Below are 23,990 nucleotides of genomic sequence, written 5' to 3' on the forward strand. Positions count from 1 at the left end.
AGGGTGATATGGCAATGACTTACCACCTGGACGTCGTCAGCGCGGAACAACAAATGTTTTCCGGTCTGGTCGAAAAGATCCAGGTAACGGGTAGTGAAGGTGAACTGGGTATTTATCCTGGTCACGCCCCACTGCTCACCGCCATTAAGCCTGGTATGATCCGCATCGTGAAGCAGCATGGACATGAAGAGTACATCTACTTGTCCGGTGGTGTGTTGGAAGTGCAGCCTGGCACAGTAACTGTGCTGGCCGATACCGCGATTCGTGGCCAGGACCTCGACGAAGCTCGAGCTCTGGAAGCGAAACGTAAAGCGGAAGAGCGTATGCACAGTTCCCACGGTGATGTGGACTACGCTCAGGCTTCTGCTGAACTGGCTAAAGCGATCGCGAAACTTCGCGTTATCGAGTTGACCAGAAAAGCGATGTAACTACCTGCTTGAAAAGACAAATGCCAGCCAGGATCCCCTGACTGGCATTTTTTTTGTCTCAATGTTTTTACTTCTTTGTTTTATCCCCGTAGGTAGTATCTTCATGGGCAGGAACGCTTTGTTTCCTGATGAAAAGAAGTGTTAATCCCTAGAGATATATGGCTTTTATTATTTCATATGTACTTTTTCAGCCCTTATACACCTACAATTGAGCCTATGAGTAGCCCAAAAGTGCAGTCGATGTCCGTTTTTTAGGCATCCCATTTTGTGTTGCAAAATATGTAGAAATTTCAACGAGAAATCGTTTTACTTCACTCTCAAATTAAAGTCAGGACGCGTATGTCAAACAATGCGATGAGCGTGGTTATCCTAGCCGCAGGCAAAGGGACCCGCATGTATTCAGACCTCCCGAAGGTATTACATACCCTTGCCGGGAAACCGATGGTTCAGCATGTTATTGATGCGGCGAATAATTTAGGCGCGCAGCGAGTGCATCTGGTTTACGGCCACGGGGGTGATTTGCTGAAAAACACGCTCAGCGATGGCTCGCTTAACTGGGTATTACAGGCCGAGCAATTAGGTACTGGCCACGCGATGCAGCAAGCAGCACCTTTCTTTGCTGATGACGAAGACATCCTGATGCTCTACGGCGACGTGCCGCTCATTTCTGTTGAATCCTTGCAGCGTCTGCGTGACGCCAAACCGCAGGGTGGCATTGGTCTGCTAACGGTAAAACTTGACGATCCAACCGGTTACGGTCGCATTGCTCGCGAAAATGGCAAAGTGGTCGGCATCGTCGAGCATAAAGATGCCACCGAAGAACAACGCAAAATCGACGAAATTAATACCGGTATTCTGGTGGCGAATGGCGCAGACCTGAAACGTTGGTTGGCGAAGCTCGATAACAACAATTCTCAGGGTGAGTACTACATCACTGACATTATCGCGCTGGCGCATCAGGAAGGTCGTGAAATCACTGCTGTTCACCCAGACCGTTTAAGCGAAGTTGAAGGCGTGAACAACCGTCTGCAACTGTCCCGTCTGGAGCGTGTATACCAAAGTGAGCAGGCGGATAAACTGCTTCTGGCAGGCGTGATGTTGCGCGATCCCTCTCGTTTTGATCTACGCGGTGAACTGACACACGGGCGTGATGTTGAAATTGATACTAATGTCATTGTTGAAGGAAAAGTGACGTTAGGCAATCGCGTCAAAATTGGCACCGGTTGCGTGATTAAAAACAGCGTGATTGGCGATGACTGCGAAATCAGCCCGTACACCGTGGTGGAAGATGCAAATCTGGCCGCTGCGTGCACCATCGGTCCATTCGCCCGTTTGCGCCCAGGCGCAGAACTGGCTGAAGGTGCACACGTTGGCAACTTCGTGGAAATGAAAAAAGCCCGTCTGGGTAAAGGTTCTAAAGCCGGTCACTTAAGCTATTTAGGCGATGCTGAAATTGGCGATAACGTGAATATCGGTGCCGGGACCATTACCTGCAACTACGACGGTGCAAACAAATTTAAAACTATCATCGGCGATGACGTTTTTGTTGGTTCCGACAGTCAACTGGTTGCTCCAGTGACCGTGGCTCGTGGTGCAACGATTGGCGCGGGCACGACTGTCACCCGTAACGTTGGCGAAAATGAACTGGTTATTAGTCGTGTGAAGCAGACTCATATCCAGGACTGGAAACGCCCGGTGAAGAAAAAGTAATCGCCAGATCCTCCCTTTGGGAGAGAGCCACTCGATCTGGTCCCCTCTCCCTCAGGGAGAGGGTTAGGGTGAGGGTTGTTGTTCGTTGGGTTGTGCCCTCATCCCGGCCTTCTCCCCCAGGAGAAGGAGAAAACCCAACAAAATTTTGGCGAGGGGAAAATATATTCCCCCGCCCATAGCAGTACCAAAAAACTATAACCCCACTCTCTACAAGGCTCGGGGCCCCGGATAACCGGGATTCTACCCAAAATAATTCGAGCCACATCGAGGCGGCAAGTGAACGCATCCCGATGAGCTTACTTAAGTAAGTGATTCGGGTAAGAGAACGTAGCCAACAAAGATGCGGTTTGAATTATGCAGGGTAATACAGGTCAGCGACAACACATGGCGTAGAACGCCATTATCAGGAATCTAATCTTATGTGTGGAATTGTTGGCGCGGTCGCGCAACGTGATATCGCTGAAATCCTTCTCGAAGGATTACGTCGTCTGGAATACCGTGGTTATGACTCTGCGGGCCTGGCTGTGGTTGATGAAAAGGGTCATATGACTCGTCTGCGTCGCCTGGGCAAGGTCAATAAACTGGCAGAAGCGGCTGCTGAAACAGCGCTGCATGGCGGAACGGGTATTGCTCATACTCGTTGGGCGACTCACGGCGAACCATCAGAAACCAACGCGCACCCGCATGTTTCCGAGCATATTGTTGTGGTTCACAACGGTATTATCGAAAACTATGAACCCCTGCGTGAAACTCTGCAGGGTCGCGGTTACACCTTCGTTTCACAGACCGATACCGAAGTTATCGCGCACTTAGTTCACTGGGAACTGGAGCAAGGCGGTACTCTGCGTGAAGCGGTGCTGCGTACTATTCCTCAACTGCGTGGTGCTTACGGCACGGTTATCATGGATACCCGTAATCCAGACGTACTGTTAGCGGCGCGTTCAGGTAGCCCGATGGTTATCGGTCTGGGTATGGGTGAAAACTTTATCGCATCCGACCAACTGGCATTACTGCCAGTGACACGTCGCTTCATCTTCCTTGAGGAAGGCGACATTGCTGAAGTGACTCGTCGTTCCGTTACGGTATTTGATACTAAAGGTGAGCAGGTTAAACGCCCGGACATCGAATCTAACCTGCAATATGACGCTGGCGACAAAGGTATTTATCGCCACTATATGCAGAAAGAAATCTACGAACAGCCGAATGCGATTAAAAATACGCTGACTGGCCGTATCAGCCACGGTGCTGTTGATCTCTCTGAGCTCGGCCCGAAAGCTAACGAAATGCTGTCTCAGGTTGAGCACATTCAAATTGTGGCATGTGGGACTTCCTACAATTCAGGAATGGTTTCACGCTACTGGTTTGAATCTCTGGCGGGTGTACCTTGCGACGTCGAAATCGCTTCTGAATTCCGCTACCGTAAATCCGCGGTTCGCCGCAACAGCCTGATGATTACCCTTTCTCAGTCTGGCGAAACGGCAGATACCCTCGCAGCACTGCGTTTGTCCAAAGAGTTGGGCTACCTGGGCTCACTGGCTATCTGTAACGTTCCGGGTTCTTCTCTGGTGCGTGAATCCGATTTGGCGCTGATGACCAACGCGGGTACTGAAATCGGCGTGGCGTCGACCAAGGCATTTACCACTCAGCTTACCGTTCTGCTGATGCTGGTGGCGAAACTGAGCCGTCTGAAGGGTGCCGATGCGCAGATTGAGCACGATATTGTTCATGGTTTGCAGGCGCTGCCAAGTCGTATCGAGCAAATGCTGTCTCAGGACAAACGCATTGAAGCGCTGGCTGAAGATTTCTCCGATAAGCATCACGCACTGTTCTTAGGTCGTGGCGATCAGTATCCAATCGCTATGGAAGGTGCACTGAAGCTTAAAGAGATCTCCTACATCCACGCTGAAGCGTATGCTGCGGGCGAACTGAAACATGGCCCACTTGCGCTGATTGATGCGGACATGCCGGTTATTGTGGTCGCACCGAATAACGAATTGCTGGAAAAACTGAAATCGAATATCGAAGAAGTTCGTGCTCGTGGCGGCGTGTTGTATGTCTTTGCCGATCAGGATGCCGGGTTTACCAGCAGCGATAACATGCACATCATTGAAATGCCGCATGTAGAAGAAGTCATCGCGCCTATCTTCTATACCGTGCCGTTGCAGTTGCTGTCTTACCACGTCGCGCTGATTAAAGGCACTGACGTTGACCAGCCGCGTAACCTGGCGAAATCGGTCACTGTAGAATAACTTTCTGCGTTATCGCTTAAAGTCTAAAGCGCCTCTCGAGGGCGCTTTTTTATTTATGTGTGTATAGTTCGCTTTTTTACAGAGGTACACAGCGCGATGCTGACTGAATCTTCCATTCGAATTAATAAATACATTAGCGATAGCGGTATCTGCTCTCGCCGTGAAGCCGATCGCTACGTCGAACAGGGCTGTGTTTTTATTAACGGCAGGCAGGTCAGTTTTGGCGCTCAGGTCTTTACTGGCGACGTGGTAAAAGTGAACGATCAGCTTATTGAGCCGCGAGATGACAACGGCCTGGTGCTAATCGCGCTGAATAAGCCTGTTGGCATCATCACAACGATGAAAAAGAGCGTGCGAAATAATATCAGCACTCTCATTACCGGCGACCAACGTATATCCCCGATAGGGCGTCTGGATAAAGATTCGCAGGGGCTAATTTTGCTGACCAACCACGGTGATGTGGTTAATAAAATTCTGCGCGCGGGCAATAATCATGAAAAAGAATATGTGGTTAGCGTCAATAAGCCGGTAACTGACGAGTTTATTACAGGTTTATGCGCGGGTGTGCCTATTCTGGGTACGGTGACAAAACAATGCAAAGTGACGAAAGAATCGGATCGGGTATTTCGTATTACTTTGGTTCAGGGGTTGAATCGCCAGATCCGCCGGATGTGTAAATATTTCGGCTATGAAGTTACCCGACTTGAACGCATCCGCATCATGAATATCCATCTGGAAGGGCTGCCGCTGGGGGAATCGCGCTGCTTGAGCCGCGACGAACAGGACGAGCTATTAAAGCGGATTGAGCACTCAGAATCCTGAATATGACAGTTGGAAATATGGCTCAAAGTGGCCTGTCATAAAACTGTCATAATTCGTACATTTAATTGTCACCAAACTGTCCTATTTTCTATCCTGCATCCACTAAACAACGATTTACGTTCACCTCTGCAGGAGACATTATGAAAGTTATGCGTACCACTGTCGCAACTGTTGTCGCCGCGACCTTATCCCTGAGTGCTTTCGGCGCATATGCTGCTGCAAGCCTGACTGGTGCTGGTGCAACCTTCCCTGCGCCGGTGTATGCCAAATGGGCTGATACTTACAACAAATCAACTGGTAACAAAGTGAATTACCAGGGTATCGGCTCTTCCGGTGGCGTTAAACAAATCATTGCTCACACCGTGGATTTCGGTGCGTCTGATGCCCCACTGGCTGACGACAAACTGCAACAAGAAGGACTCTTCCAGTTCCCAACGGTTATCGGCGGTGTTGTTCTGGCCGTTAACTTGCCAGGTGTGAAATCCGGTGAGCTGGTGCTCGACGGTAAAACGCTGGGTGACATCTACCTGGGCAAAATCAAAAAATGGGATGACGAAGCCATTGCTAAGCTCAACCCAGGCATAAAACTGCCATCGCAAAACATCGCTGTTGTACGTCGCGCTGACGGTTCTGGTACTTCTTTCGTTTTCACCAGCTACCTGGCGAAAGTGAACGAAGAGTGGAAATCTAAAGTTGGTGCCGGTTCAACGGTAAACTGGCCAACGGGTCTGGGCGGCAAAGGTAACGATGGTATTGCAGCCTTCGTACAGCGTCTGCCGGGTTCGATTGGTTATGTTGAATATGCTTACGCTAAGCAGAACAACCTGGCTTATACCAAACTGATTTCTGCAGATGGCAAACCGGTATCGCCTTCTGAAGAAAACTTTGCCAATGCGGCGAAAGGCGCAGACTGGAGCAAATCGTTCGCTCAGGATCTGACTAACCAGAAAGGTGATGCTGCGTGGCCAATCACGTCAACGACCTTCATTCTGGTTCACAAAGAGCAGAAGAACCCAGAGCAAGGTGCTGAAGTGCTGAAGTTCTTCGATTGGGCTTATAAAGAAGGGGCAAAACAGGCAAATGACCTGGACTATGCTTCTTTACCAGATTCCGTGGTTGAGCAGGTTCGTGCTGCATGGAAAACCAACGTAAAAGACAGCTCCGGTAAGGCGCTGTACTAATTAACTCGTCATACTTCGAGCTACAGGTGCGTTGACTGCACTTTCTCACCCCAGTCACATCGTTAATCTATGTTCCTGGGGATTCATGAGTTTGTCGCCTGCCTGTAACTCGAATTATTTAGAGTAAACTCCGGAGTGAAACCCCGGGGAAAACCCAAAACAACTAAGAGTAAGCTATGGCGGTAAGTAAGCCGACGTTCAAGTCCCCTGGTAAGCAAGGTGATGTCATTTTCAGCGCGCTAGTTAAACTGGCTGCGCTGATTGTGCTATTCCTGCTGGGCGGCATCATCATTTCCCTGATCATCTCCTCCTGGCCAAGTATCCAGAAGTTTGGTTTTTCGTTCTTGTGGACTAAAGAGTGGGATGCTCCTAACGATATTTACGGCGCACTGGTTCCGATTTACGGCACGCTGGTGACTTCGTTTATTGCTCTGTTGATTGCAGTTCCCGTTAGTTTTGGTATCGCGCTGTTCCTGACGGAACTGGCTCCGAACTGGTTGCGCCGCCCGCTGGGTATCGCCATCGAGCTGCTGGCCGCTATCCCAAGTATCGTATACGGCATGTGGGGTCTGTTTATCTTTGCTCCGCTGTTTGCGACCTACTTCCAGGAACCGGTTGGCAACGTGCTTTCTTCTGTACCGATTGTTGGCGAGCTGTTCTCAGGCCCTGCGTTCGGTATCGGTATTCTCGCCGCAGGCGTGATACTGGCCATCATGATCATTCCTTACATTGCTGCGGTTATGCGCGATGTATTTGAACAAACCCCAGTGATGATGAAAGAGTCGGCCTACGGTATTGGCTGCACCACCTGGGAAGTTATCTGGCGCATTGTTTTACCGTTCACCAAAAATGGCGTGATTGGTGGTGTGATGCTGGGTCTGGGCCGTGCTTTGGGTGAAACCATGGCGGTGACCTTTATCATTGGTAACACCTACCAACTCGACAATGCTTCGTTGTATATGCCGGGCAACAGTATTACTTCCGCTCTGGCGAATGAATTCGCTGAAGCCGAATCAGGCCTGCACACCGCAGCACTGATGGAACTGGGGCTGATTCTGTTTGTGATCACCTTTATCGTACTGGCTGTCTCTAAGTTCATGATTATGCGTCTTGCGAAGAATGAAGGAGCGCGCTCATGACAACCATGGAAATGCAAAGCCGCGCAGCATTGGCTGAATCTCGCCGTAAAATGCAAGCTCGCCGCCGGTTTAAAAACCGTGTCGCACTGACTCTTTCAATGGGAACCATGGCGTTCGGCCTGTTCTGGCTGGTATGGATTCTGTTCTCAACCGTGACACGTGGGATCGACGGAATGTCGATTGCGCTGTTCACAGAAATGACGCCTCCACCCAATACTGCTGGTGGCGGGCTCGCGAACGCCCTTGCAGGTAGCGGTCTGTTAATCTTGTGGGCGACCGTTTTCGGTACGCCGCTGGGTATCATGGCGGGGATTTATCTGGCGGAGTACGGTCGCAAATCGTGGCTGGCAGAAGTCATTCGTTTTATTAACGACATTCTGCTTTCCGCACCGTCAATCGTGGTGGGTTTATTCGTCTACACCATCGTGGTCGCAAAGATGCAGCACTTCTCTGGCTGGGCCGGGGTCATTGCGCTGGCGTTGTTGCAGGTGCCAATCGTCATTCGTACCACTGAAAACATGCTGAAACTGGTACCAGACAGCTTGCGCGAAGCGGCTTACGCATTGGGCACGCCAAAGTGGAAAATGATTTCTGCAATTACGCTGAAAGCCTCTGTTTCCGGGATTATTACCGGGGTATTACTGGCGATTGCACGTATCGCGGGTGAAACGGCCCCACTGCTGTTCACGTCGCTCTCCAACCAGTTCTGGAGCACCGACATGATGCAGCCACTGGCTAACTTGCCGGTGACCATTTTCAAATTTGCGATGAGCCCGTTTGCCGAATGGCAACAATTAGCCTGGGCTGGCGTTCTGATTATTACTCTGTGTGTGTTGCTGCTGAACATTATGGCGCGCGTGATTTTTGCAAAGAGTAAACACGGTTAAATTTTGCGGCGCGGCAACGGCGGCGTCGGATGGAGATTAAGAAACAGATGAGTATGGTCGATACAGCCTCTGGCAAAATTCAGGTTCGCGATTTGAACTTCTTTTACGGCAAATTCCATGCCCTGAAAGACATCAATCTGGATATCGCTAAAAACCAGGTTACCGCATTCATTGGCCCGTCAGGTTGTGGTAAATCCACCTTGCTGCGTACATTCAACAAAATGTACTCGCTCTACCCGGAGCAGCGTGCTGAAGGTGAAATCTTGCTGGATGGGGAAAACATCCTCACTCAAAGCCAGGATATCGCCCTGCTGCGTGCCAAAGTAGGCATGGTGTTCCAGAAGCCAACGCCGTTCCCAATGTCGATTTATGACAACATCGCTTTCGGTGTGCGTCTATTTGAAAAGTTGTCTCGCAGCGACATGGATGAGCGCGTGCAATGGGCTTTGACCAAGGCCGCATTGTGGAACGAAACCAAAGATAAATTACACCAGAGCGGATACAGTCTCTCCGGTGGCCAGCAACAGCGTCTGTGCATTGCGCGTGGTATTGCGATTCGTCCGGAAGTGTTGTTGCTTGATGAGCCGTGTTCAGCGCTGGACCCGATTTCTACCGGTCGTATCGAAGAGCTGATCACTGAGCTGAAACAGGATTACACCGTCGTTATCGTTACCCACAACATGCAGCAAGCGGCGCGTTGTTCAGACCACACCGCATTTATGTACCTGGGCGAGCTTATCGAGTTTAGCGAAACCGACACGCTGTTTACGACGCCTGCTAAGAAGCAGACTGAAGATTACATTACTGGCCGCTACGGTTGATCGGGAGAAAAAATGGACAGCCTCAACCTTAACAAACACATTTCCGGCCAGTTTAACGCCGAGCTGGAATATATCCGCACCCAGGTGATGACCATGGGTGGGCTGGTGGAGCAACAGCTTTCTGATGCGATCACCGCCATGCACAATCAAGATGGTGAGCTGGCAAAACGCGTCATTGAAGGCGACCACAAAGTTAATATGATGGAAGTCGCTATTGATGAAGCCTGTGTGCGCATCATTGCTAAACGCCAGCCAACCGCCAGCGACTTGCGCCTGGTGATGGCTATCATCAAAACGATTTCTGAGCTGGAACGTATCGGTGATGTGGCAGATAAAATCTGCCGTACGGCGCTGGAGAAATTCTCTCAACAGCACCAACCGCTGTTGGTAAGCCTTGAGTCTTTAGGCCGCCACACCGTGCAAATGCTGCATGATGTTCTGGACGCATTTGCGCGCATGGATCTTAACGAAGCGGTGCGTATCTATCGTGAAGATAAGAAAGTTGACCAGGAATATGAAGGCATCGTACGTCAGTTGATGACGTATATGATGGAAGACTCACGCACCATTCCAAGCGTGCTGACCGCGCTGTTCTGTGCGCGTTCTATCGAGCGTATCGGTGACCGTTGCCAGAATATCTGTGAGTTTATTTTCTACTTCGTCAAAGGACAGGACTTCCGTCATGTCGGTGGCGATGAGCTGGATAAATTGCTGGCGGGTAAAGACCCGAAAGAGTGATTAAAAAAAGAGTTAATAAAAACGCCAGCGAATCGCTGGCGTTTTTATTAGTGTCTAGCGAACAATAATCCCTAACAGAATACCCAGCGCGCCAAAGTCTGCATCGCTGAAAGTGGTGTTGGCAAAGCCAATATCACCCAGCACTGGCAGCAAGAACACAGGCAGGAAGGTAATCAGCAAACCTTGAGCGAACGCTCCCAGAATAGCCCCACGACGTCCACCTGTTGCGTTACCAAATACCCCTGCCGCCGCGCCGACGAAGAAGTGTGGCACCACGCCTGGGATAATCACCGTCATGTTCAGCAGATACAGCGCAAACATGCCGATTAAACCCGCAGCAAAGCTGCTCAGGAAGCCAACCAATACCGCATTCGGTGCATAAGGGAACACGACCGGGCAATCGAGAGCCGGTTTTGCGTTCGGAACCAGTTTGTCGGAAATACCTTTGAACGCGGGAACGATTTCCGCGATCACCATGCGCACACCTTGCAGAATGATGTACACGCCTGCGGCAAAGGTGATGGATTGCATGATGGAGAACATGAACCAGTTTTTGCCACCGCTCAGCTCTTTCACGACATCAGCACCCGCGAACAAACAGGTGACCAGGAAGATAATGCTCATGGTAAAGGAGATAGCGACTGGCGTATCACGCAAGAACAGCAGACTTTTCGGCACGTTCATGTCTTCAGTCGAGTGTTCTTTATTACCAAACTTGCTGCCGATGAACCCTGCCAGAACATAAGATAATGTCGAGAAGTGGCCGATGGCGACGTCATCAGAACCGGTGACCTTCTTCATGTAAGGGTGTGCAATGGCTGGGAAAAAGACCATCGCCACGCCAACAACCAAAGAGCCAACGGCAATCAGCGTAACACCGGTCATACCTGCCGTTGCCAGGATCACAGCTACCATCATCGACATAAATAATGTGTGATGGCCGGTAAGGAAGATAAATTTCCACGGCGTGAAACGGGCAATCAAGATATTGATAACCATGGCGAAGAACATGATCATCGCCATCTCTTTCCCGAAGCTTTTCTGCGCTACGGAAACAATGGCTTCATTGTTCGGCACCACGCCCTGAATACCAAAAGCGTGTTGGAAAATGTTTGCGAAGTCACCCAGTGATGACACCACTAAACCGGCGCCCGCACCTAAAATCACAAAACCCATAATGGTTTTAACGGTGCCTTTAATACATTCGGTGACCGGTTTTTTCTGTGCAATCAGGCCAATCAAGGCGATTAAACCGACCAGCACTGCTGGTTCGGAAAGCACATCGCTCATCAAAAAACGAAAGAAATCCATTACGACCTCGACTTACAGTGCGCCTAACTCGGTTAATGCCACGGACAAACGTTCTTTCATGGCTTTCTTGTCGATCATGTTGTCCAGAGCAACGATTTTCCCTGCGACGGACTGTGCGACGAGTTGCTCGGCAATGTCCTTGGTGCCGACATAAATATCGCTCGGTGTGCCTTTAGCTGAGCCGAGGTCAACATGATCAACATCAGCGCTGACTGCCAGATCTTTCAGAATGCTTTTAATGCTCATTTCCATCATCAGACTGGTGCCTAAACCGTTACCGCAAACCACTGTAATTTTCATAATTGTTCCCCTGGATTAATAGCGCGCAATGACGGACAAAATGTCTTGCGTTGTTTTGGCCTGCAAAATGGCCTGAATGTCTTGTTCGTTATCGAATAATTGGGCGAGTTGAGAAATCGCTTCAATGTGGCTGGTGCTGTCGGTTGCCGCTAACACAATCAACAACTTCACCGGATCGTTTTCATCGGCATCGAAATTCACGCCTGAAGTGATAAGCGTCAGTGCCAGAGAGAGTTTGTTTGCACCTTCTTCCGGACGTGCATGGGGCATCGCAATACCTGGGCCAACCACATAGTACGGGCCGATGGCTTCATGTGAGCGGTAGATAGCCTCGACATAGCGCGGTTCGATCGAACCGTTCTCAATCAGCGGACGGCATGAAATAGCCACGGCATCGCGCCAGTCTTTAGCCTTTTCTACGACCTGTACAACCTCTGTGGTTAATAGTGTTTTTAACATGCGACTGATAACTCCCGATGATAATTAACAGGAGGGTAGATTTTTCAGACAGTAATTAATGTGATGGTTGTCTCATTTGATAGCGCTACCTGATAGCGCTATCAAGCTTTGTGATAGCGCTATCATTTCTCCTCCGTCTGACTTTGGCTATATCGGGTTCCCGCATATACAATGCGATAGAGCATTTGCTGCCGTGGGCAATGAGTTGACAGATTGATGGTGAAATAAAAATAATGAAAACAGTAAGTTGTAATTGTCCCGGGAGCCAGAATGGAAAAAATGCGTAAGCGTCGTGGTACCGGACGAGTCACGCTGCAAGAAGTCGCCAATTATGCGGGTGTTGGAACCATGACGGTTTCCCGGGCGTTGAGAACGCCGGAGCAGGTTTCCGACAAATTGCGCGAGAAGATAGAACAAGCAGTGGAAGAATTGGGTTATATCCCCAATCGGGCTGCGGGCGCGCTGGCTTCTGGTCACAGCGATACGGTCGCCGTGCTGATACCTTCTCTGACCGATAAAGCCAGTTCGCGCTTTATGCAGTCATTACAGCAAGTACTGAATAAAAATGAGTTCCAGCTACTGCTTGGTTGCCATGAACATAATCAGCATAAAGAAGCTGAAATTTTAATGACGTTACTGCAAAGCAATCCGGCTGCACTGGTGATTTTTGGTTCTCAGTTGGCAGAAAAAACCTACCAGATTCTCGAAAAAACCAATATTCCCACCATTAACGTCGTCGGTTCCCCTTTCAGCCAGGCGCGAATTACGCTTGAAACGGCATTTTTTGAGGCGTCACATAAACTGACCGAACATCTGTTGGATCAGGGGTATAAGAATATCGGTTTTATCGGTGCGCACATGGACAACCGCTTACAGCGCCAGCAACTGAACGGCTGGCATAAAGCGATGCTGAGTCGTTACCAGAATTCCGACCAGGTGATCACCACGCCGGATGCCGCTAGCTTGCAGTTTGGCCGTTATGCATTGACCGAAATATTACAACGCCAGCCAGAACTGGATGCTGTGATTTGCAGCCATGAGGAGATTGCGCTAGGCATCATGTTTGAGTGCCAACGGCGCTTGCTGAAAATCCCCGGAAATATCGCGGTGGCTTGTCTCGACGGCTCGGACAGTTGCGATCAAACGCATCCGACGCTGACCTCAATCCGTATTGATTATAAAAAAATGGGTAAAGATGCGGGTAAGCTACTGATTGAGCTGTTGAATGATGAGCGGGACGACGAATTAGACGAATCGCGAGTTGAGCAATTCAGCTACCAGATTGAATTGCGCCAGAGTACTTGAACACATCCGTTGCAGGGCGGATAAGCGCAAGCGCTATCCGCCAGATTTCTTTATTCCGTAATATCCCAACCACGCGCGCGCCATAATTCCGGCAACTGCGCCAAATCGGTAAAGGTCGTTACTTTCGGATGGTCAATTGGCTTGTTATGCGGATCGGCGCAGAAGTAGAAAACGTCCATTCCTGCGGCAATACCGGATTGCGCTCCAGCCATCGAATCATCCACCAGCACACAGTTTTTCACATCCACGCGCATCGCATCGGCGGCATGGAACATGATCGCCGGATCGGGTTTCCATGCCTTGATGTCATAACCGCTAAACAGTTTGTCCGGGAAATGACCGAGCATGCCTGTTTTGCCCAGCGAATGCTGCATTTTGCTGACCGGGCCATTAGAAACGATACACATCGGCACCTTGATTTGCGCAATGAGCGCTGCAGCACCTTCAATCTCCACGAGTTCGCTGTCGAAAAGTCGCGAAACTTCTGCGCGAAAAATTTTCTCCAGCTCTTCTTTTGCGAAGTTCACGCCATGTTGGGCATTGATAGTGTCGATGATCTCGTAGAGCTTGATCCCCTTGAAGGTTTTATGAACTTCCTCAAGCGCAAGTTCAATGCCGTTTTGCGCAAACATATGCACGTAGGCTTTGGAGCAAATAACCTCACTATCAACCAGCGTACCATCGCAGTCGAAGAACACCGCATCTATCCGGGACATACCGCTTCCTTTTATTAAAGTGAAGGATCATCTTACCCAATTTGCGCAATTTTTGCGGCACGCAATCGTTGCCGTATAAGAGTTTTCAATGAAAAAAATACAATGTTGGTCATTATGTTTTGTATTTTTTGGTATAGGATAGCGACGGATTTTTCCTCTCAATGTTCGGAATTAAGACTAATGAGCCAACCACAATCTACTCCGGCTGCAAATCCGGGGCTGCTCGAGCGCGTGTTTAAACTGCGCGAACACGGCACCACGGCACGCACAGAAGTGATCGCCGGTCTTACGACCTTCCTGACGATGGTGTATATCGTTTTCGTCAACCCGCAGATCCTTGGCGCCGCTGGTATGGATACCCAGGCCGTTTTTGTCACCACCTGTTTGATTGCCGCATTAGGTAGCATCCTGATGGGTATTTTCGCCAACCTGCCAGTCGCACTGGCACCAGCGATGGGCCTGAATGCGTTCTTCGCCTTTGTGGTTGTTGGCGCAATGGGGATTTCCTGGCAAGTGGGTATGGGCGCCATTTTCTGGGGTGCCACAGGTCTGCTGCTGCTGACCATTTTCCGCGTGCGTTACTGGATGATTGCCAATATCCCGGTGAGCCTGCGCGTAGGCATTACCAGCGGTATTGGTCTGTTCATCGGGATGATGGGCCTGAAAAACGCCGGGATTATCGTTGCGAACAAAGACACTCTGGTGAGCATCGGCAACCTGACTTCCCACAGCGTGCTGCTGGGTGCATTGGGCTTCTTTATCATCGCAATTCTGGCCTCGCGTAACATTCACGCCGCTGTGCTGGTTTCCATTGTGGTCACTACGCTGTTGGGTTGGATGATGGGCGATGTGCAATACCACGGTATTGTTTCTGCACCACCAAGCGTACTTTCAGTGGTAGGCCAGGTTGATTTAGCCGGTTCGCTGAACATTGGTCTGGCAGGCGTCATCTTCTCCTTTATGTTGGTTAACCTGTTTGACTCCTCCGGTACGTTGATTGGCGTAACAGACAAAGCCGGGCTTGCCGACGAAAAAGGTAAATTCCCGCGCATGAAACAGGCGCTGTATGTTGATAGCGTATCTTCTGTTGCGGGCGCGTTTATCGGGACATCGTCTGTTACCGCGTATATCGAAAGTTCTTCTGGCGTGTCTGTCGGTGGGCGTACTGGCCTGACGGCGGTGATCGTGGGCTTGCTGTTCTTGCTGGTTATCTTCCTGTCGCCACTGGCAGGCATGGTTCCGGCATATGCCGCAGCAGGCGCTCTGATTTACGTTGGCGTGTTGATGACATCCAGCCTGTCTCGTGTGAAGTGGGATGACCTGACGGAAGCGGTTCCAGCGTTCATTACTGCCGTAATGATGCCATTTAGCTTCTCAATCACCGAAGGTATCGCACTGGGCTTCATCTCTTACTGTGTGATGAAACTCGGCACTGGTCGCTGGCGTGAAATCAGCCCATGCGTGATTGTCGTAGCGCTGTTGTTTATCCTGAAGATTGTGTTTATCGACGCACACTAATACCCGTCATATTTCAATCTGAAAATAGCCAGTCATTGTGACTGGCTATGATTTTCCCGGCGATATCGACCCGGCGGCTGGTTGAACGTACGCGTAAAAATGCGCGTAAACGTCTGCTGCGAATCAAAACCGTACCTCAGACTAATATCGTAAACCTTGTTATCGGTATCGCGTAAATCACGCGCCGCCAGCAACAGTTTACGCTCGCGAATGTACTTCCCAAGACTCTCGCCTTTGTACTGCATAAACAATCGTTGCAGGTGCCACTTCGAATAACCCGCATGATCGGCAATAACATCAATACGTAATGGTTGATGCAAATTGTCATCAATCCATTGAACAATGGTGTCGATAACTTGAGCGGAAATTGTCATTCATCCCCCTGTGTGGCTCGCTTACAAGACACTGGCATCTTCCCACCAGGCGCTAAATTGTTGTGCGTTATCGTTAACCCAAACCGGTTCACCCTGTTTTGGTGTTAACAAGCGGAAGCTTTTATCTGAGCTGGCTTCTGACAGGCTTTTGTACGGTGCATCCCAGGTATGTTTTGCCAGAACAAAGCGGCCCGCATGGCCTGGCAGCACGGCGCGTGCATTAAGCTCCTGCGCGGCTTGTGCTGTTTCATTTGGCATCATATGGATGTTGTTCCAGTCCTCGTCGTACTGGCCGTTTTCCATAATGGCGATGTCTACCGAACCAAACTGTTCGCCAATCGCTTTGAAGTGCGGCCCGTAACCGGTATCGCCGCTGTAATAGATTTTGTGGTTATCCGTCACGAACATAAAACTGGCCCACAGCGTCTGGTTACTCTTCAGGCTGCGGCCGGAAAAATGACGCGCGGGTAAAACATGAACAGTCAGCTCATTCGAGATTTTTACCGCCTGGTTCCAGTCTTTTTCATGAATAATGTCACTGTTTATCCCCCAGTAACGCAGATGAGATCCGACACCGAGCGGCGTAATCACCTGGCGGATTTTGGGTTTCAGCGCTTTGATGGTGGCGAAATCCAGATGATCGTAATGGTCATGGGAAATAATCAGCAGATCGATTTCGGGCATCGACTCCGCCGTCCACGGGTAATTCCCTGGAAAAGCTTTATTCAGAAATGAAAAGGGCGCGGCGTAATTGCTGAATACCGGATCGATCAAAATGCGCTTTCCGGCGAGCTGGATATACCACGAGGAGTGACCGAGCCAGACCATTGTGTCCTGCTCCAGCGGTATGCTTGCGAGATCGGTTTTCACTAACGGCAACGGCTGCTGCGGGCGCGAGTTCTCACGCTTTGCGGTTAAAAACTCCCACCACGCCGCGATCATACTTTTCTGCCCGGTATAACCCTGGGTTGGAATCTGGTTGCGAAATTGCCCGTCAACGTAGTTGGCAGAACGTTCGACTAAACTTAAACCTTCTCCCTGCGGAGCCTGACCAAACCCGGCATTCAGGACAAAAGGCAAACTGGCTGCTGTAGCAATCAACATAATGAGTACCGCGCATAAGGAGAGACGTTTCAAATCCATGCCTGGTTCCTCGTCCCATCCATTGGGTCGAATCTAACAAACTTGATAATGAGTGAGTAAGCACTCATTATAGATGGGAAGTGATTTGCGTCAAGATGCTTTTCAAACGCTGACATTGAGCGTTGCAGTGGCGTAGTTCGCATGATTCAATTCGGTTTTTAGAATTCAGAGGGTAAACGTTGTGGCTCGTCCGAAGAGTGAAGATAAAAAATTAGCGTTACTGGAAGCCGCGACAACCGCCATTGGCCTGTCGGGGATCGCAGCATCAACTGCGCAGATTGCCCGTGCAGCTGGTGTGGCAGAGGGTACGCTGTTTCGCTATTTTGCCACTAAGGACGATTTACTTAACGAGCTCTATCTTCATGTAAAACAAGACTTGTGCCAGACGATGCTGGCCAATATCGACAGAACTTTAAAAGACCCGAAAGAATATACCCGTTATGTCTGGAACAGTTATATCGACTGGGCTATTTGCAATCCTGAGGCCCATCGGGCAATTCGTCAGTTGTCTGTGAGCGACAAGATAGGCGAAGAAACCAAGCAGAAAGTAGCGGAGTTATTTCCTGAGTTACACGAGATCTGCTCGCAATCAATATTGAAGGCTTTTCAGAGCGGCCCATACCGTGCATTCAGTGACGCGATTTTTTCTTCACTGGCAGAAACCACAATGGAATTCGCCAGCCGCGAACCGGAGCGAGCTGGCGATTATAAAGCTTTAGGCTTCGAAACTATGTGGCGCGCTTTAGCAAACTAGGATTTAACGCGCTGAATGTACTCACCAAAAGCGGTGAGTTGCCCCGCCAGATGATCAAGCGTGCTTTGATCGACGACTTCGCCTGTCTGCGCATCCACTTTGTTCTGAATCACGCCACCCATAAACTCAGGCTTGTTCATCACCATTGCATCCAGGAACACCAGAATCTGACGCAGATGGTACTGACAACGTGCGCCACCAATCGCGCCCATTGAACTGGTCTGAATCAGCACCGGTTTCCCTGCCAGAGGCTGTTCTGGCAAACGCGAAAGCCAGTCGATGGCGTTCTTCAGGCCGCCTGGCACCGAATAGTTATATTCTGGCGTGACAATCACCACACCATCTGCGGCACGAATTTGTTCTGCAATCGTCTCAACGCTCGAGGGGAAACCTTCTTCTTGCTGCATATCGGCGTCATACAGCGGAATGTCTTTAATGGAGGGCAACGCATGAATGCTCATCCCTGCAGGAGCGATTCCTGGCAGAGTACGGGCGACCATAGCGTTGAATGAGCCATGGCGAAGGCTACCTAATAACGTGACTATCTTTAACGTGTCGGACATGGATACCTCTTTTTGTCAGGACGTTCATAAATGATCAGTTTTGATGTAACACTTTTTCTGACGGCATACTGGTTAAGCGAATGATGCTGCCATTGTGATCACGATAGCGAGATTTTACATCCCACAGGCGGTGCCAGTTTTGCGGGCTTTCAAACTCCCACAAATTGAGTTTTTCAATTGCTGGAGACACCACACATCCCCAGATTAACAGGCCTTCCACATCACTGATCGCTTCAATTTCCGACTGACAGTTAACACGAATACGCCCGGCGCCAGGCAGAAGCTGCAAACTATCTTCGCGGCCGGTTAATTTAAATGCGCTTTGGTGCAGCGTACGCAGTTGGGCCCGTGCCTCACCTGGGTTTTTTTGATTGTTTATCCAGATGGACTCATTGCTGCGAAAGGTGGGATCCGAAGCGACGGACGGGAGGTGACCGAAAGACTGGTTAATTTCAATATCCAGCCCGCAGCGACCTTCGGTCGTCACCAATACACCGACTTTATTCCCGGCATAGGCAATGCTGAAATCCATCAGTGAAGGGTCGGCAAAGTGTGGCCGTCCGGCTGTGGTCGTCACGATTTCCGGCAGTTGTTGAATGCCGTAAAGCATATGTAGCAATTCCGCGAGTAAGCTGCGTGAAGCTAAAAATCGTGCACGGCGATGTTCTGGCATTTGTTGAGCGCGGGCGAGGCATTCTTCACTCAGCCGGCTCGAAAAGGGGAATTTAGGATTGATAGTCCATCTTGCGAAGTGCGTTGCCATTTGTCTCTCCTTGATATACCCGTCGCCTTTCAAGTTTCAGGTGCGTTGGCTGCTTTCACTCACACGAATCACTTAGTTTACTAAGCTCATCGTGATTCGTTCTCTTGCCGCCTTTCTGAAACTCGAAATACATAGGGTAAAATGGGCAATCTCGATTGTAGGTTTTTTAGTAGCGAAACGCACGGCGAGAACGTGTAAAAAAACGTCAAATATTGATCAAATGATCAACTCCATGAATACTTTGACTTTATCGTGAGCACTCTTTAGTGCCGCAGATGCGATAAAAAAAAATCCCGCAACAGCAGATGCGTTGCGGGATGAGTAAAAAGTGAGCACACGCTAACTTTTTTGGCTTACTTACCGATACAGAAACTCGAGAAAATGCGTCCAAGCAAATCATCAGAGGTAAATTCTCCGGTGATTTCACTCAAGCTTTGTTGAGAAAGACGCAGTTCCTCAGCCAGTAATTCCCCAGCCCATGCGCCCAGCAGTTGTGCTTTACCTTGCTGAAGATGGGTAGCTGCCTGCTCCAGCGCTTGCAGATGGCGACGACGCGCCATGAAACCGCCTTCCATGTTGGTTTCAAAGCCCATGCTCTGTTTTAGATGGGCGCGCAGCACATCTACGCCTTCACCGGTACGCGCAGAGAGGCGCACAAGTGAGTGACCATTCACATCGCTCAGACCCAGCGTTTCGCCTGTGACATCAGCTTTGTTACGCACCACAGTAATCGGTAAACGTGCCGGTAAGCGTGCAATAAAATCAGGCCAAATTTCAGCGGGGTCTGTGGCGTCGGTTGTTGTACCGTCAACCATGAACAGCACACGGTCAGCCTGTTCGATCTCATTCCATGCACGTTCGATACCGATGCGCTCAACTTCGTCGCTTGATTCGCGTAAACCTGCAGTATCAATGATATGCAGCGGCATGCCGTCGATGTGAATATGTTCACGCAGTACGTCACGGGTGGTTCCGGCAATGTCCGTGACAATCGCGGCTTCGCGGCCTGCCAGCGCATTAAGTAGGCTCGATTTACCGGCATTTGGACGCCCGGCAATGACGACTTTCATCCCTTCGCGCAGCAGGCTTCCCTGACGCGCCTCAGCACGCACGGCGTCCAGGTCGTCTATCACCTGGTTCAGTTGGGCTTCAATTTTTCCGTCTGACAGAAAATCAATTTCTTCGTCCGGGAAATCAATCGCGGCTTCCACGTAAATTCGCAGGTGGGTCAGTGCATCAACCAAATGGTTGACTCGTGCAGAGAAGGCCCCCTGCAAAGAATTTAATGCTGAACGTGCGGCTTGCTCGGAACTTGCGTCGATCAGGTCGGCGATGGCTTCAGCCTGTGCCAGGTCCAGCTTGTCATTCAGAAATGCACGTTCGGAGAACTCGCCAGGTCTTGCGATACGCAAGCCTGAGAGCGCCAGGATGCGTTTTAACAGTAAATCCAGGATAACCGGGCCACCGTGACCTTGTAGTTCCAGCACATCCTCACCCGTGAAGGAATTGGGGCCCGGGAACCACAGCGCGATGCCTTGATCCAGCACGCTGCCGTCCGCGTCACGGAATGGCAGGTAATCGGCATAACGTGGTTTGGGTAATTTACCCAGAATGGCTTGTGCCACTTCACGTGCTTGAAGGCCTGAGACGCGCAGGATACCGACCCCACCACGTCCCGGCGGTGTCGCCTGGGCAACGATTGTCTCGTTATGGCTCATAATTTCTCTCAGACTTTTTAGCAAATAAAAAAGGCGGTCTATTGACCGCCTTTCGTAAGCATCTGGCTAATTGCTATCAGGTCTTTTTCTTATCGCGGCTGTGTAAGCCACGTTTCTCAAGACCGCGATAAATCAGCTGCTGCTGGATGATGGTCACTGTGTTACTGACGATATAGTACAGCACCAGGCCTGACGGGAACCACAGGAAGAACACCGTGAAGATGACCGGCATAAAGGTCATGATCTTCTGCTGCATCGGGTCGGTCACAGTGGTAGGCGACATCTTCTGAATGAAGAACATCGTCAAGCCCATCAGGATCGGCAGGATGTAGTACGGGTCTTGTGCAGACAAGTCATGGATCCACAGTGCGAACGGCGCATGGCGCAATTCCACAGAACCCATCAGCATGTAGTACAACGCCAGGAAGATTGGCATCTGGATAACCAGCGGGAGACAACCACCCAGCGGGTTAACCTTCTCAGCTTTATACAACGCCATCATTTCCTGACTCTGGCGTTGTTTGTCGTCACCAATACGTTCACGCATAGCGGCCAGTTTCGGCTGCAACATACGCATTTTCGCCATGGAGGTGTACTGCGCTTTAGTCAGCGGGTACATGATGCCACGAACGATAAAGGTGATAACGATAATGGAGAAGCCCCAGTTACCGATGAAACCGTGAATGAATTTCAACAGCTTGAACAGCGGCTGAGAAATAAACCACAACCAACCATAATCCACAGTCAGGTCAAGGTGCGGCGCAACGGCTGCCATTTTGTCCTGAATTTCCGGGCCAACCCACAGGGTGCTACCCAGTTGAGCTGTTTGGCCTGGCTGAACCAGTTGTGGTGCGGATTTATAACCAATCGCCGCCACATCATTGCTCAGTTTGGTGGTATAGAAGTTGTTAGTACCCTGATTACGCGGAACCCACGCTGTTGCGAAATACTGCTGCAACATCGCAACCCAGCCATTGCTGGCGTTAACGTTCAGGTTTTCACCGTCAGCGATGGTATCGAATTTATATTTTTCGTATTTCGCATCAGGCGTTGAGTACGCAGCGCCACGGAAGGTATGCAACGCAAAGTTGTTGCTTCCAGTATCGCGGTGCGAAGGCAGATTGATGGACTGCTTCAACTGACCAAAGGTAGCCAGCTCCAGCGGTTTCTCACCGGCATTCTTCACGTTGTAATCCACGCTTACCGCGAACTCGCCGCGTTTCAGGGTGAAGGATTTAGTGAAGACGTTGCCCGCTGCATCAGTATAAGTCATTGGAATAACAAGTTCGTTCTGGCCTTCTGGCAGTACGAAGCTGTCGCTTTCAACGTTATACAGTGGGCGATCACCATTAGCCGGGTTATCTGGGCCATCACGACCGGTCAGGCCACTTTGTGCCTGGTAGATAAACTCTGGCGTTGTTTCCAGTAACTGGAACGGCTCATTAGATTTGAGCTCTTTCGGGTAGGTCAGCAACTGTGCCTGCTCAACATCACCACCACGGGTGTTGATGGAAAGCTCAAGGACGTCAGTTTTAACCGTGATGATTTTTCCCTGGCCACTGGTCGGCACACCCTGGCTTGCGGCATTACCTGCTGCGGTGGTCGTAGTCTGCGTGGTCTGTTGTACCTGAGGTTTAGGAGCGTGGTCCTGCTCCCAGGCTTGCCAGATCATGAAAGACACGAACAACAAAGCGATGAGAAAGAGATTGCGTTGCGAATCCATCGTTAGTGTTCTCTGGTATCAAAAGGTCCAGGTGGGACGGGATCGTCTCCACCGGGGTTCAAAGGGTGGCATTTTAATACGCGTTTCACTGTCAACCAACTGCCTTTTAACACCCCAAACCTGCGCAATGCCTCAATTCCGTAGTGAGAACAGGTAGGAGTGAAACGACAATGCGGCCCGAGAAGCGGACTTATCAGGCGCTGATAGACCCTAATCAGGCCTATCAGGAGCCGGGAGACAGGCGACAGTGACGGCGCCATAACTTTTCCAATGCTTCCGATAAAGCCCGGTTATCCAGGTCTGCAACCCCTTTCTTAGCCACTACCACGAAATCCATTGGAGGAAGTTCGTGTTGACGCAAACGGAAACTCTCACGCGTCAGACGTTTAATCCGATTGCGTTCGTGTGCACGTTTAACATTTTTCTTAGCGACTGTAAGACCGATGCGGGGATGCCCCAGCGAATTAAGGCGGCCGAGGATGGTGATTTGCGGCGTGCCAGCCCGTTGAGGTTGCTGGAAGACGAAAGTGAAATGAGTGGGAGTTAACAAGCGTAACTCCCTGGGAAATGCGAGCTTAACCACTCAGGGGTTAGCTTTTATTACTTAGAAACGGTCAGACGAGAACGGCCTTTAGCACGACGACGTGCCAAAACCTGACGACCATTTTTAGTTGCCATACGAGCACGGAAACCGTGTGAACGGTTACGCTTCAGTACGGACGGTTGAAAAGTGCGTTTCATGGCGATTTCTACCTAAACTTGGATAAATTTCACTGGGTTAGCGCAGAGCCTTGCATAAACTGCAAACGACTTACGCCTCAGTGTGGCTGATTAAAGAGGCCGGATTGTAATAATTGTACACTCCGGAGTCAATTCTCTTTCCTTATTTCCCGTGCCTTAATTCGCTTTTTGACCCTAAAAACGACCAGGATCTGTCCAAAATAAAGCCGTGGTGACACGCGACGGGTGTGGAATTATACGGCCTCCCCATTAAAGCGCAAGGATCGACGGGGATCTTCCTTAGATCAGTTAAGACGATTTTGTGCGCTAGTCATTAAATTTTCCAATATAGGAATGTAAAGCACTGCGCGTCTGGCAGGATCGTTTACACTTAGACTCCACAAAATAGCCCTGTGGATAAATCGGGAAGAAACTGTGAGAAACAGAAGATCTCTGGCGCACTTTAGGCTATGATCCGCGGTCCCGATCGTGATCCTTTAGCGTTCACCCTGGGGTAAACCGCAGATAGCGGTTCGCACGCTTCCCGTACCGGGGTTCCGTTGAGGAAGAGTCGGCGTGCGTCAACAATCATGAATATAAACTTTCAGTCTTCGTCATTTTATCGACTTTGTTCGAGTGGAGTCCGCC

Annotated in this window: 24 protein-coding genes and 1 pseudogene; 12 read left to right on the plus strand and 13 right to left on the minus strand. The window is 50.2% G+C overall.

The genetic code is table 11. The features are described 5' to 3' along the window. Window positions 1-8: 8 nt before the first annotated feature. The 9 genes and pseudogenes from RHD99_RS23840 (at window position 9) to phoU (ending at window position 9,975) form a co-directional block, all read left to right on the plus strand. Window positions 9-428: a F0F1 ATP synthase subunit epsilon gene (locus RHD99_RS23840; protein WP_183272021.1), complete on the plus strand. Its 420-nt coding sequence runs from the start codon at window positions 9-11 to the stop codon at window positions 426-428. Between the two features lie 339 nt (window positions 429-767). After that, window positions 768-2,138 (plus strand): bifunctional UDP-N-acetylglucosamine diphosphorylase/glucosamine-1-phosphate N-acetyltransferase GlmU, encoded by a 1,371-nt coding sequence (gene glmU / locus RHD99_RS23845; RefSeq protein WP_309877022.1) that lies wholly within the window; start codon window positions 768-770, stop codon window positions 2,136-2,138. Window positions 2,139-2,557: 419 nt separating this feature from the next. Beyond that, window positions 2,558-4,387, plus strand: coding sequence for a glutamine--fructose-6-phosphate transaminase (isomerizing) (gene glmS / locus RHD99_RS23850; RefSeq protein WP_309877024.1), 1,830 nt, complete (start codon window positions 2,558-2,560; stop codon window positions 4,385-4,387). Window positions 4,388-4,483: 96 nt separating this feature from the next. Next, window positions 4,484-5,206: pseudogene (gene rluF / locus RHD99_RS23855) on the plus strand (23S rRNA pseudouridine(2604) synthase RluF); the annotation flags it as partial. A gap of 143 nt (window positions 5,207-5,349) precedes the next feature. Then, window positions 5,350-6,390, plus strand: a complete 1,041-nt coding sequence (gene pstS, locus RHD99_RS23860; RefSeq protein WP_183272025.1) for a phosphate ABC transporter substrate-binding protein PstS — start codon at window positions 5,350-5,352, stop codon at window positions 6,388-6,390. Window positions 6,391-6,566: 176 nt separating this feature from the next. Continuing rightward, window positions 6,567-7,529: a phosphate ABC transporter permease PstC gene (pstC, locus tag RHD99_RS23865; RefSeq protein WP_183272026.1), complete on the plus strand. Its 963-nt coding sequence runs from the start codon at window positions 6,567-6,569 to the stop codon at window positions 7,527-7,529. After that, the gene (gene pstA, locus RHD99_RS23870; protein ID WP_183272027.1) at window positions 7,526-8,416 is read left to right on the plus strand and encodes a phosphate ABC transporter permease PstA; all 891 of its coding nucleotides are present in this window, start codon (window positions 7,526-7,528) and stop codon (window positions 8,414-8,416) included. Before pstC ends, pstA begins: the two co-directional genes overlap by 4 nt. Before the next feature lie 47 nt (window positions 8,417-8,463). After that, the gene (pstB, locus tag RHD99_RS23875) at window positions 8,464-9,237 is read left to right on the plus strand and encodes a phosphate ABC transporter ATP-binding protein PstB (protein WP_221200568.1); all 774 of its coding nucleotides are present in this window, start codon (window positions 8,464-8,466) and stop codon (window positions 9,235-9,237) included. 12 nt (window positions 9,238-9,249) lie between these two features. Further along, window positions 9,250-9,975: a phosphate signaling complex protein PhoU gene (phoU, locus tag RHD99_RS23880; protein ID WP_183272029.1), complete on the plus strand. Its 726-nt coding sequence runs from the start codon at window positions 9,250-9,252 to the stop codon at window positions 9,973-9,975. Window positions 9,976-10,029: 54 nt separating this feature from the next. Here the strand turns inward: phoU and ulaA are convergent, their stop codons facing one another. Genes ulaA through RHD99_RS23895 form a run of 3 tightly spaced genes read right to left on the minus strand, consistent with a single transcriptional unit; the run spans window position 10,030 to window position 12,045 of the window. After that, complete coding sequence (gene ulaA / locus RHD99_RS23885; RefSeq protein WP_183272030.1) at window positions 10,030-11,286, minus strand: PTS ascorbate transporter subunit IIC; 1,257 nt, start codon at window positions 11,284-11,286, stop codon at window positions 10,030-10,032. Between the two features lie 12 nt (window positions 11,287-11,298). Continuing rightward, on the minus strand, window positions 11,299-11,586 hold the full coding sequence (locus RHD99_RS23890) for a PTS sugar transporter subunit IIB (RefSeq protein ID WP_183272031.1): 288 nt from the start codon (window positions 11,584-11,586) through the stop codon (window positions 11,299-11,301). A gap of 15 nt (window positions 11,587-11,601) precedes the next feature. After that, complete coding sequence (locus tag RHD99_RS23895; protein WP_309877027.1) at window positions 11,602-12,045, minus strand: PTS sugar transporter subunit IIA; 444 nt, start codon at window positions 12,043-12,045, stop codon at window positions 11,602-11,604. A 270-nt stretch (window positions 12,046-12,315) separates the two neighbouring features. On the opposite strand from RHD99_RS23895, the gene RHD99_RS23900 reads away from it, so the two are divergent. Continuing rightward, window positions 12,316-13,350, plus strand: a complete 1,035-nt coding sequence (locus RHD99_RS23900; protein ID WP_270141831.1) for a LacI family DNA-binding transcriptional regulator — start codon at window positions 12,316-12,318, stop codon at window positions 13,348-13,350. 50 nt (window positions 13,351-13,400) lie between these two features. Here RHD99_RS23900 and yieH read toward each other — a convergent pair whose 3' ends face one another. Then, complete coding sequence (gene yieH, locus RHD99_RS23905; RefSeq protein WP_309877028.1) at window positions 13,401-14,066, minus strand: 6-phosphogluconate phosphatase; 666 nt, start codon at window positions 14,064-14,066, stop codon at window positions 13,401-13,403. Between the two features lie 180 nt (window positions 14,067-14,246). Between yieH and RHD99_RS23910 the strand changes: the two genes are divergently transcribed. Then, window positions 14,247-15,584: an NCS2 family permease gene (locus tag RHD99_RS23910; protein WP_183272035.1), complete on the plus strand. Its 1,338-nt coding sequence runs from the start codon at window positions 14,247-14,249 to the stop codon at window positions 15,582-15,584. Between the two features lie 32 nt (window positions 15,585-15,616). Here the strand turns inward: RHD99_RS23910 and RHD99_RS23915 are convergent, their stop codons facing one another. Together RHD99_RS23915 and RHD99_RS23920 are read right to left on the minus strand one after the other, a co-directional pair. Beyond that, the gene (locus RHD99_RS23915) at window positions 15,617-15,958 is read right to left on the minus strand and encodes a RamA family antibiotic efflux transcriptional regulator (protein ID WP_309877030.1); all 342 of its coding nucleotides are present in this window, start codon (window positions 15,956-15,958) and stop codon (window positions 15,617-15,619) included. 21 nt (window positions 15,959-15,979) lie between these two features. Continuing rightward, window positions 15,980-17,101, minus strand: a complete 1,122-nt coding sequence (locus tag RHD99_RS23920; RefSeq protein WP_374708452.1) for an MBL fold metallo-hydrolase — start codon at window positions 17,099-17,101, stop codon at window positions 15,980-15,982. Between the two features lie 181 nt (window positions 17,102-17,282). Here RHD99_RS23920 and RHD99_RS23925 point away from each other — a divergent pair, with 181 nt between their 5' ends. Next, window positions 17,283-17,855, plus strand: coding sequence for a TetR/AcrR family transcriptional regulator (locus RHD99_RS23925; RefSeq protein ID WP_309877032.1), 573 nt, complete (start codon window positions 17,283-17,285; stop codon window positions 17,853-17,855). On the opposite strand, the gene RHD99_RS23930 is transcribed toward RHD99_RS23925, so the two are convergent. The 7 genes from RHD99_RS23930 to rpmH form a co-directional block, all read right to left on the minus strand. Continuing rightward, a complete protein-coding gene (locus tag RHD99_RS23930) occupies window positions 17,852-18,418 on the minus strand; it encodes an NADPH-dependent FMN reductase (RefSeq protein ID WP_309877034.1) in 567 nt (188 codons plus the stop codon). The two genes, RHD99_RS23925 and RHD99_RS23930, sit on opposite strands and share 4 nt — an antisense overlap. A gap of 34 nt (window positions 18,419-18,452) precedes the next feature. Further along, window positions 18,453-19,181, minus strand: coding sequence for a 4'-phosphopantetheinyl transferase family protein (locus tag RHD99_RS23935; protein WP_309877036.1), 729 nt, complete (start codon window positions 19,179-19,181; stop codon window positions 18,453-18,455). A gap of 353 nt (window positions 19,182-19,534) precedes the next feature. Then, window positions 19,535-20,899 carry a tRNA uridine-5-carboxymethylaminomethyl(34) synthesis GTPase MnmE gene (mnmE, locus tag RHD99_RS23940; protein WP_309877037.1) on the minus strand — a complete coding sequence of 455 codons (1,365 nt, stop codon included), beginning with the start codon at window positions 20,897-20,899 and terminating at the stop codon, window positions 19,535-19,537. Between the two features lie 76 nt (window positions 20,900-20,975). Continuing rightward, entirely contained in the window at window positions 20,976-22,622 is a 1,647-nt protein-coding gene (gene yidC, locus RHD99_RS23945) for a membrane protein insertase YidC (protein ID WP_183272041.1), read from the minus strand. Between the two features lie 2 nt (window positions 22,623-22,624). Next, a complete protein-coding gene (gene yidD / locus RHD99_RS23950; protein ID WP_072011227.1) occupies window positions 22,625-22,882 on the minus strand; it encodes a membrane protein insertion efficiency factor YidD in 258 nt (85 codons plus the stop codon). Further along, complete coding sequence (gene rnpA, locus RHD99_RS23955; protein WP_034499799.1) at window positions 22,846-23,205, minus strand: ribonuclease P protein component; 360 nt, start codon at window positions 23,203-23,205, stop codon at window positions 22,846-22,848. The genes yidD and rnpA overlap by 37 nt, the downstream gene beginning before the upstream one ends. 17 nt (window positions 23,206-23,222) lie before the next feature. Then, window positions 23,223-23,363 carry a 50S ribosomal protein L34 gene (rpmH, locus tag RHD99_RS23960; RefSeq protein WP_003849659.1) on the minus strand — a complete coding sequence of 47 codons (141 nt, stop codon included), beginning with the start codon at window positions 23,361-23,363 and terminating at the stop codon, window positions 23,223-23,225. Between the last annotated feature and the right edge of the window lie 627 nt (window positions 23,364-23,990).

This window comes from Buttiauxella selenatireducens, assembly GCF_031432975.1.
Taxonomy (GTDB): domain Bacteria; phylum Pseudomonadota; class Gammaproteobacteria; order Enterobacterales; family Enterobacteriaceae; genus Buttiauxella; species Buttiauxella selenatireducens.

Bases quoted from the DNA above. Each gene is read 5' to 3' on its own strand.
- pstA (WP_183272027.1), top strand. From the start codon at position 7,526: ATGACAACCATGGAAATGCAAAGCCGCGCAGCATTGGCTGAATCTCGC.
- yidC (WP_183272041.1), bottom strand. From the start codon at position 22,622: ATGGATTCGCAACGCAATCTCTTTCTCATCGCTTTGTTGTTCGTGTCT.
- RHD99_RS23900 (WP_270141831.1), top strand. From the start codon at position 12,316: ATGGAAAAAATGCGTAAGCGTCGTGGTACCGGACGAGTCACGCTGCAA.
- RHD99_RS23915 (WP_309877030.1), bottom strand. From the start codon at position 15,958: ATGACAATTTCCGCTCAAGTTATCGACACCATTGTTCAATGGATTGAT.
- rpmH (WP_003849659.1), bottom strand. From the start codon at position 23,363: ATGAAACGCACTTTTCAACCGTCCGTACTGAAGCGTAACCGTTCACAC.
- pstC (WP_183272026.1), top strand. From the start codon at position 6,567: ATGGCGGTAAGTAAGCCGACGTTCAAGTCCCCTGGTAAGCAAGGTGAT.
- RHD99_RS23895 (WP_309877027.1), bottom strand. From the start codon at position 12,045: ATGTTAAAAACACTATTAACCACAGAGGTTGTACAGGTCGTAGAAAAG.
- ulaA (WP_183272030.1), bottom strand. From the start codon at position 11,286: ATGGATTTCTTTCGTTTTTTGATGAGCGATGTGCTTTCCGAACCAGCA.
- pstB (WP_221200568.1), top strand. From the start codon at position 8,464: ATGAGTATGGTCGATACAGCCTCTGGCAAAATTCAGGTTCGCGATTTG.
- mnmE (WP_309877037.1), bottom strand. From the start codon at position 20,899: ATGAGCCATAACGAGACAATCGTTGCCCAGGCGACACCGCCGGGACGT.
- yidD (WP_072011227.1), bottom strand. From the start codon at position 22,882: ATGGCGCCGTCACTGTCGCCTGTCTCCCGGCTCCTGATAGGCCTGATT.
- RHD99_RS23920 (WP_374708452.1), bottom strand. From the start codon at position 17,101: ATGGATTTGAAACGTCTCTCCTTATGCGCGGTACTCATTATGTTGATT.
- yieH (WP_309877028.1), bottom strand. From the start codon at position 14,066: ATGTCCCGGATAGATGCGGTGTTCTTCGACTGCGATGGTACGCTGGTT.
- glmS (WP_309877024.1), top strand. From the start codon at position 2,558: ATGTGTGGAATTGTTGGCGCGGTCGCGCAACGTGATATCGCTGAAATC.
- RHD99_RS23840 (WP_183272021.1), top strand. From the start codon at position 9: ATGGCAATGACTTACCACCTGGACGTCGTCAGCGCGGAACAACAAATG.
- RHD99_RS23890 (WP_183272031.1), bottom strand. From the start codon at position 11,586: ATGAAAATTACAGTGGTTTGCGGTAACGGTTTAGGCACCAGTCTGATG.
- RHD99_RS23930 (WP_309877034.1), bottom strand. From the start codon at position 18,418: ATGTCCGACACGTTAAAGATAGTCACGTTATTAGGTAGCCTTCGCCAT.
- phoU (WP_183272029.1), top strand. From the start codon at position 9,250: ATGGACAGCCTCAACCTTAACAAACACATTTCCGGCCAGTTTAACGCC.
- glmU (WP_309877022.1), top strand. From the start codon at position 768: ATGTCAAACAATGCGATGAGCGTGGTTATCCTAGCCGCAGGCAAAGGG.
- RHD99_RS23935 (WP_309877036.1), bottom strand. From the start codon at position 19,181: ATGGCAACGCACTTCGCAAGATGGACTATCAATCCTAAATTCCCCTTT.
- pstS (WP_183272025.1), top strand. From the start codon at position 5,350: ATGAAAGTTATGCGTACCACTGTCGCAACTGTTGTCGCCGCGACCTTA.
- RHD99_RS23910 (WP_183272035.1), top strand. From the start codon at position 14,247: ATGAGCCAACCACAATCTACTCCGGCTGCAAATCCGGGGCTGCTCGAG.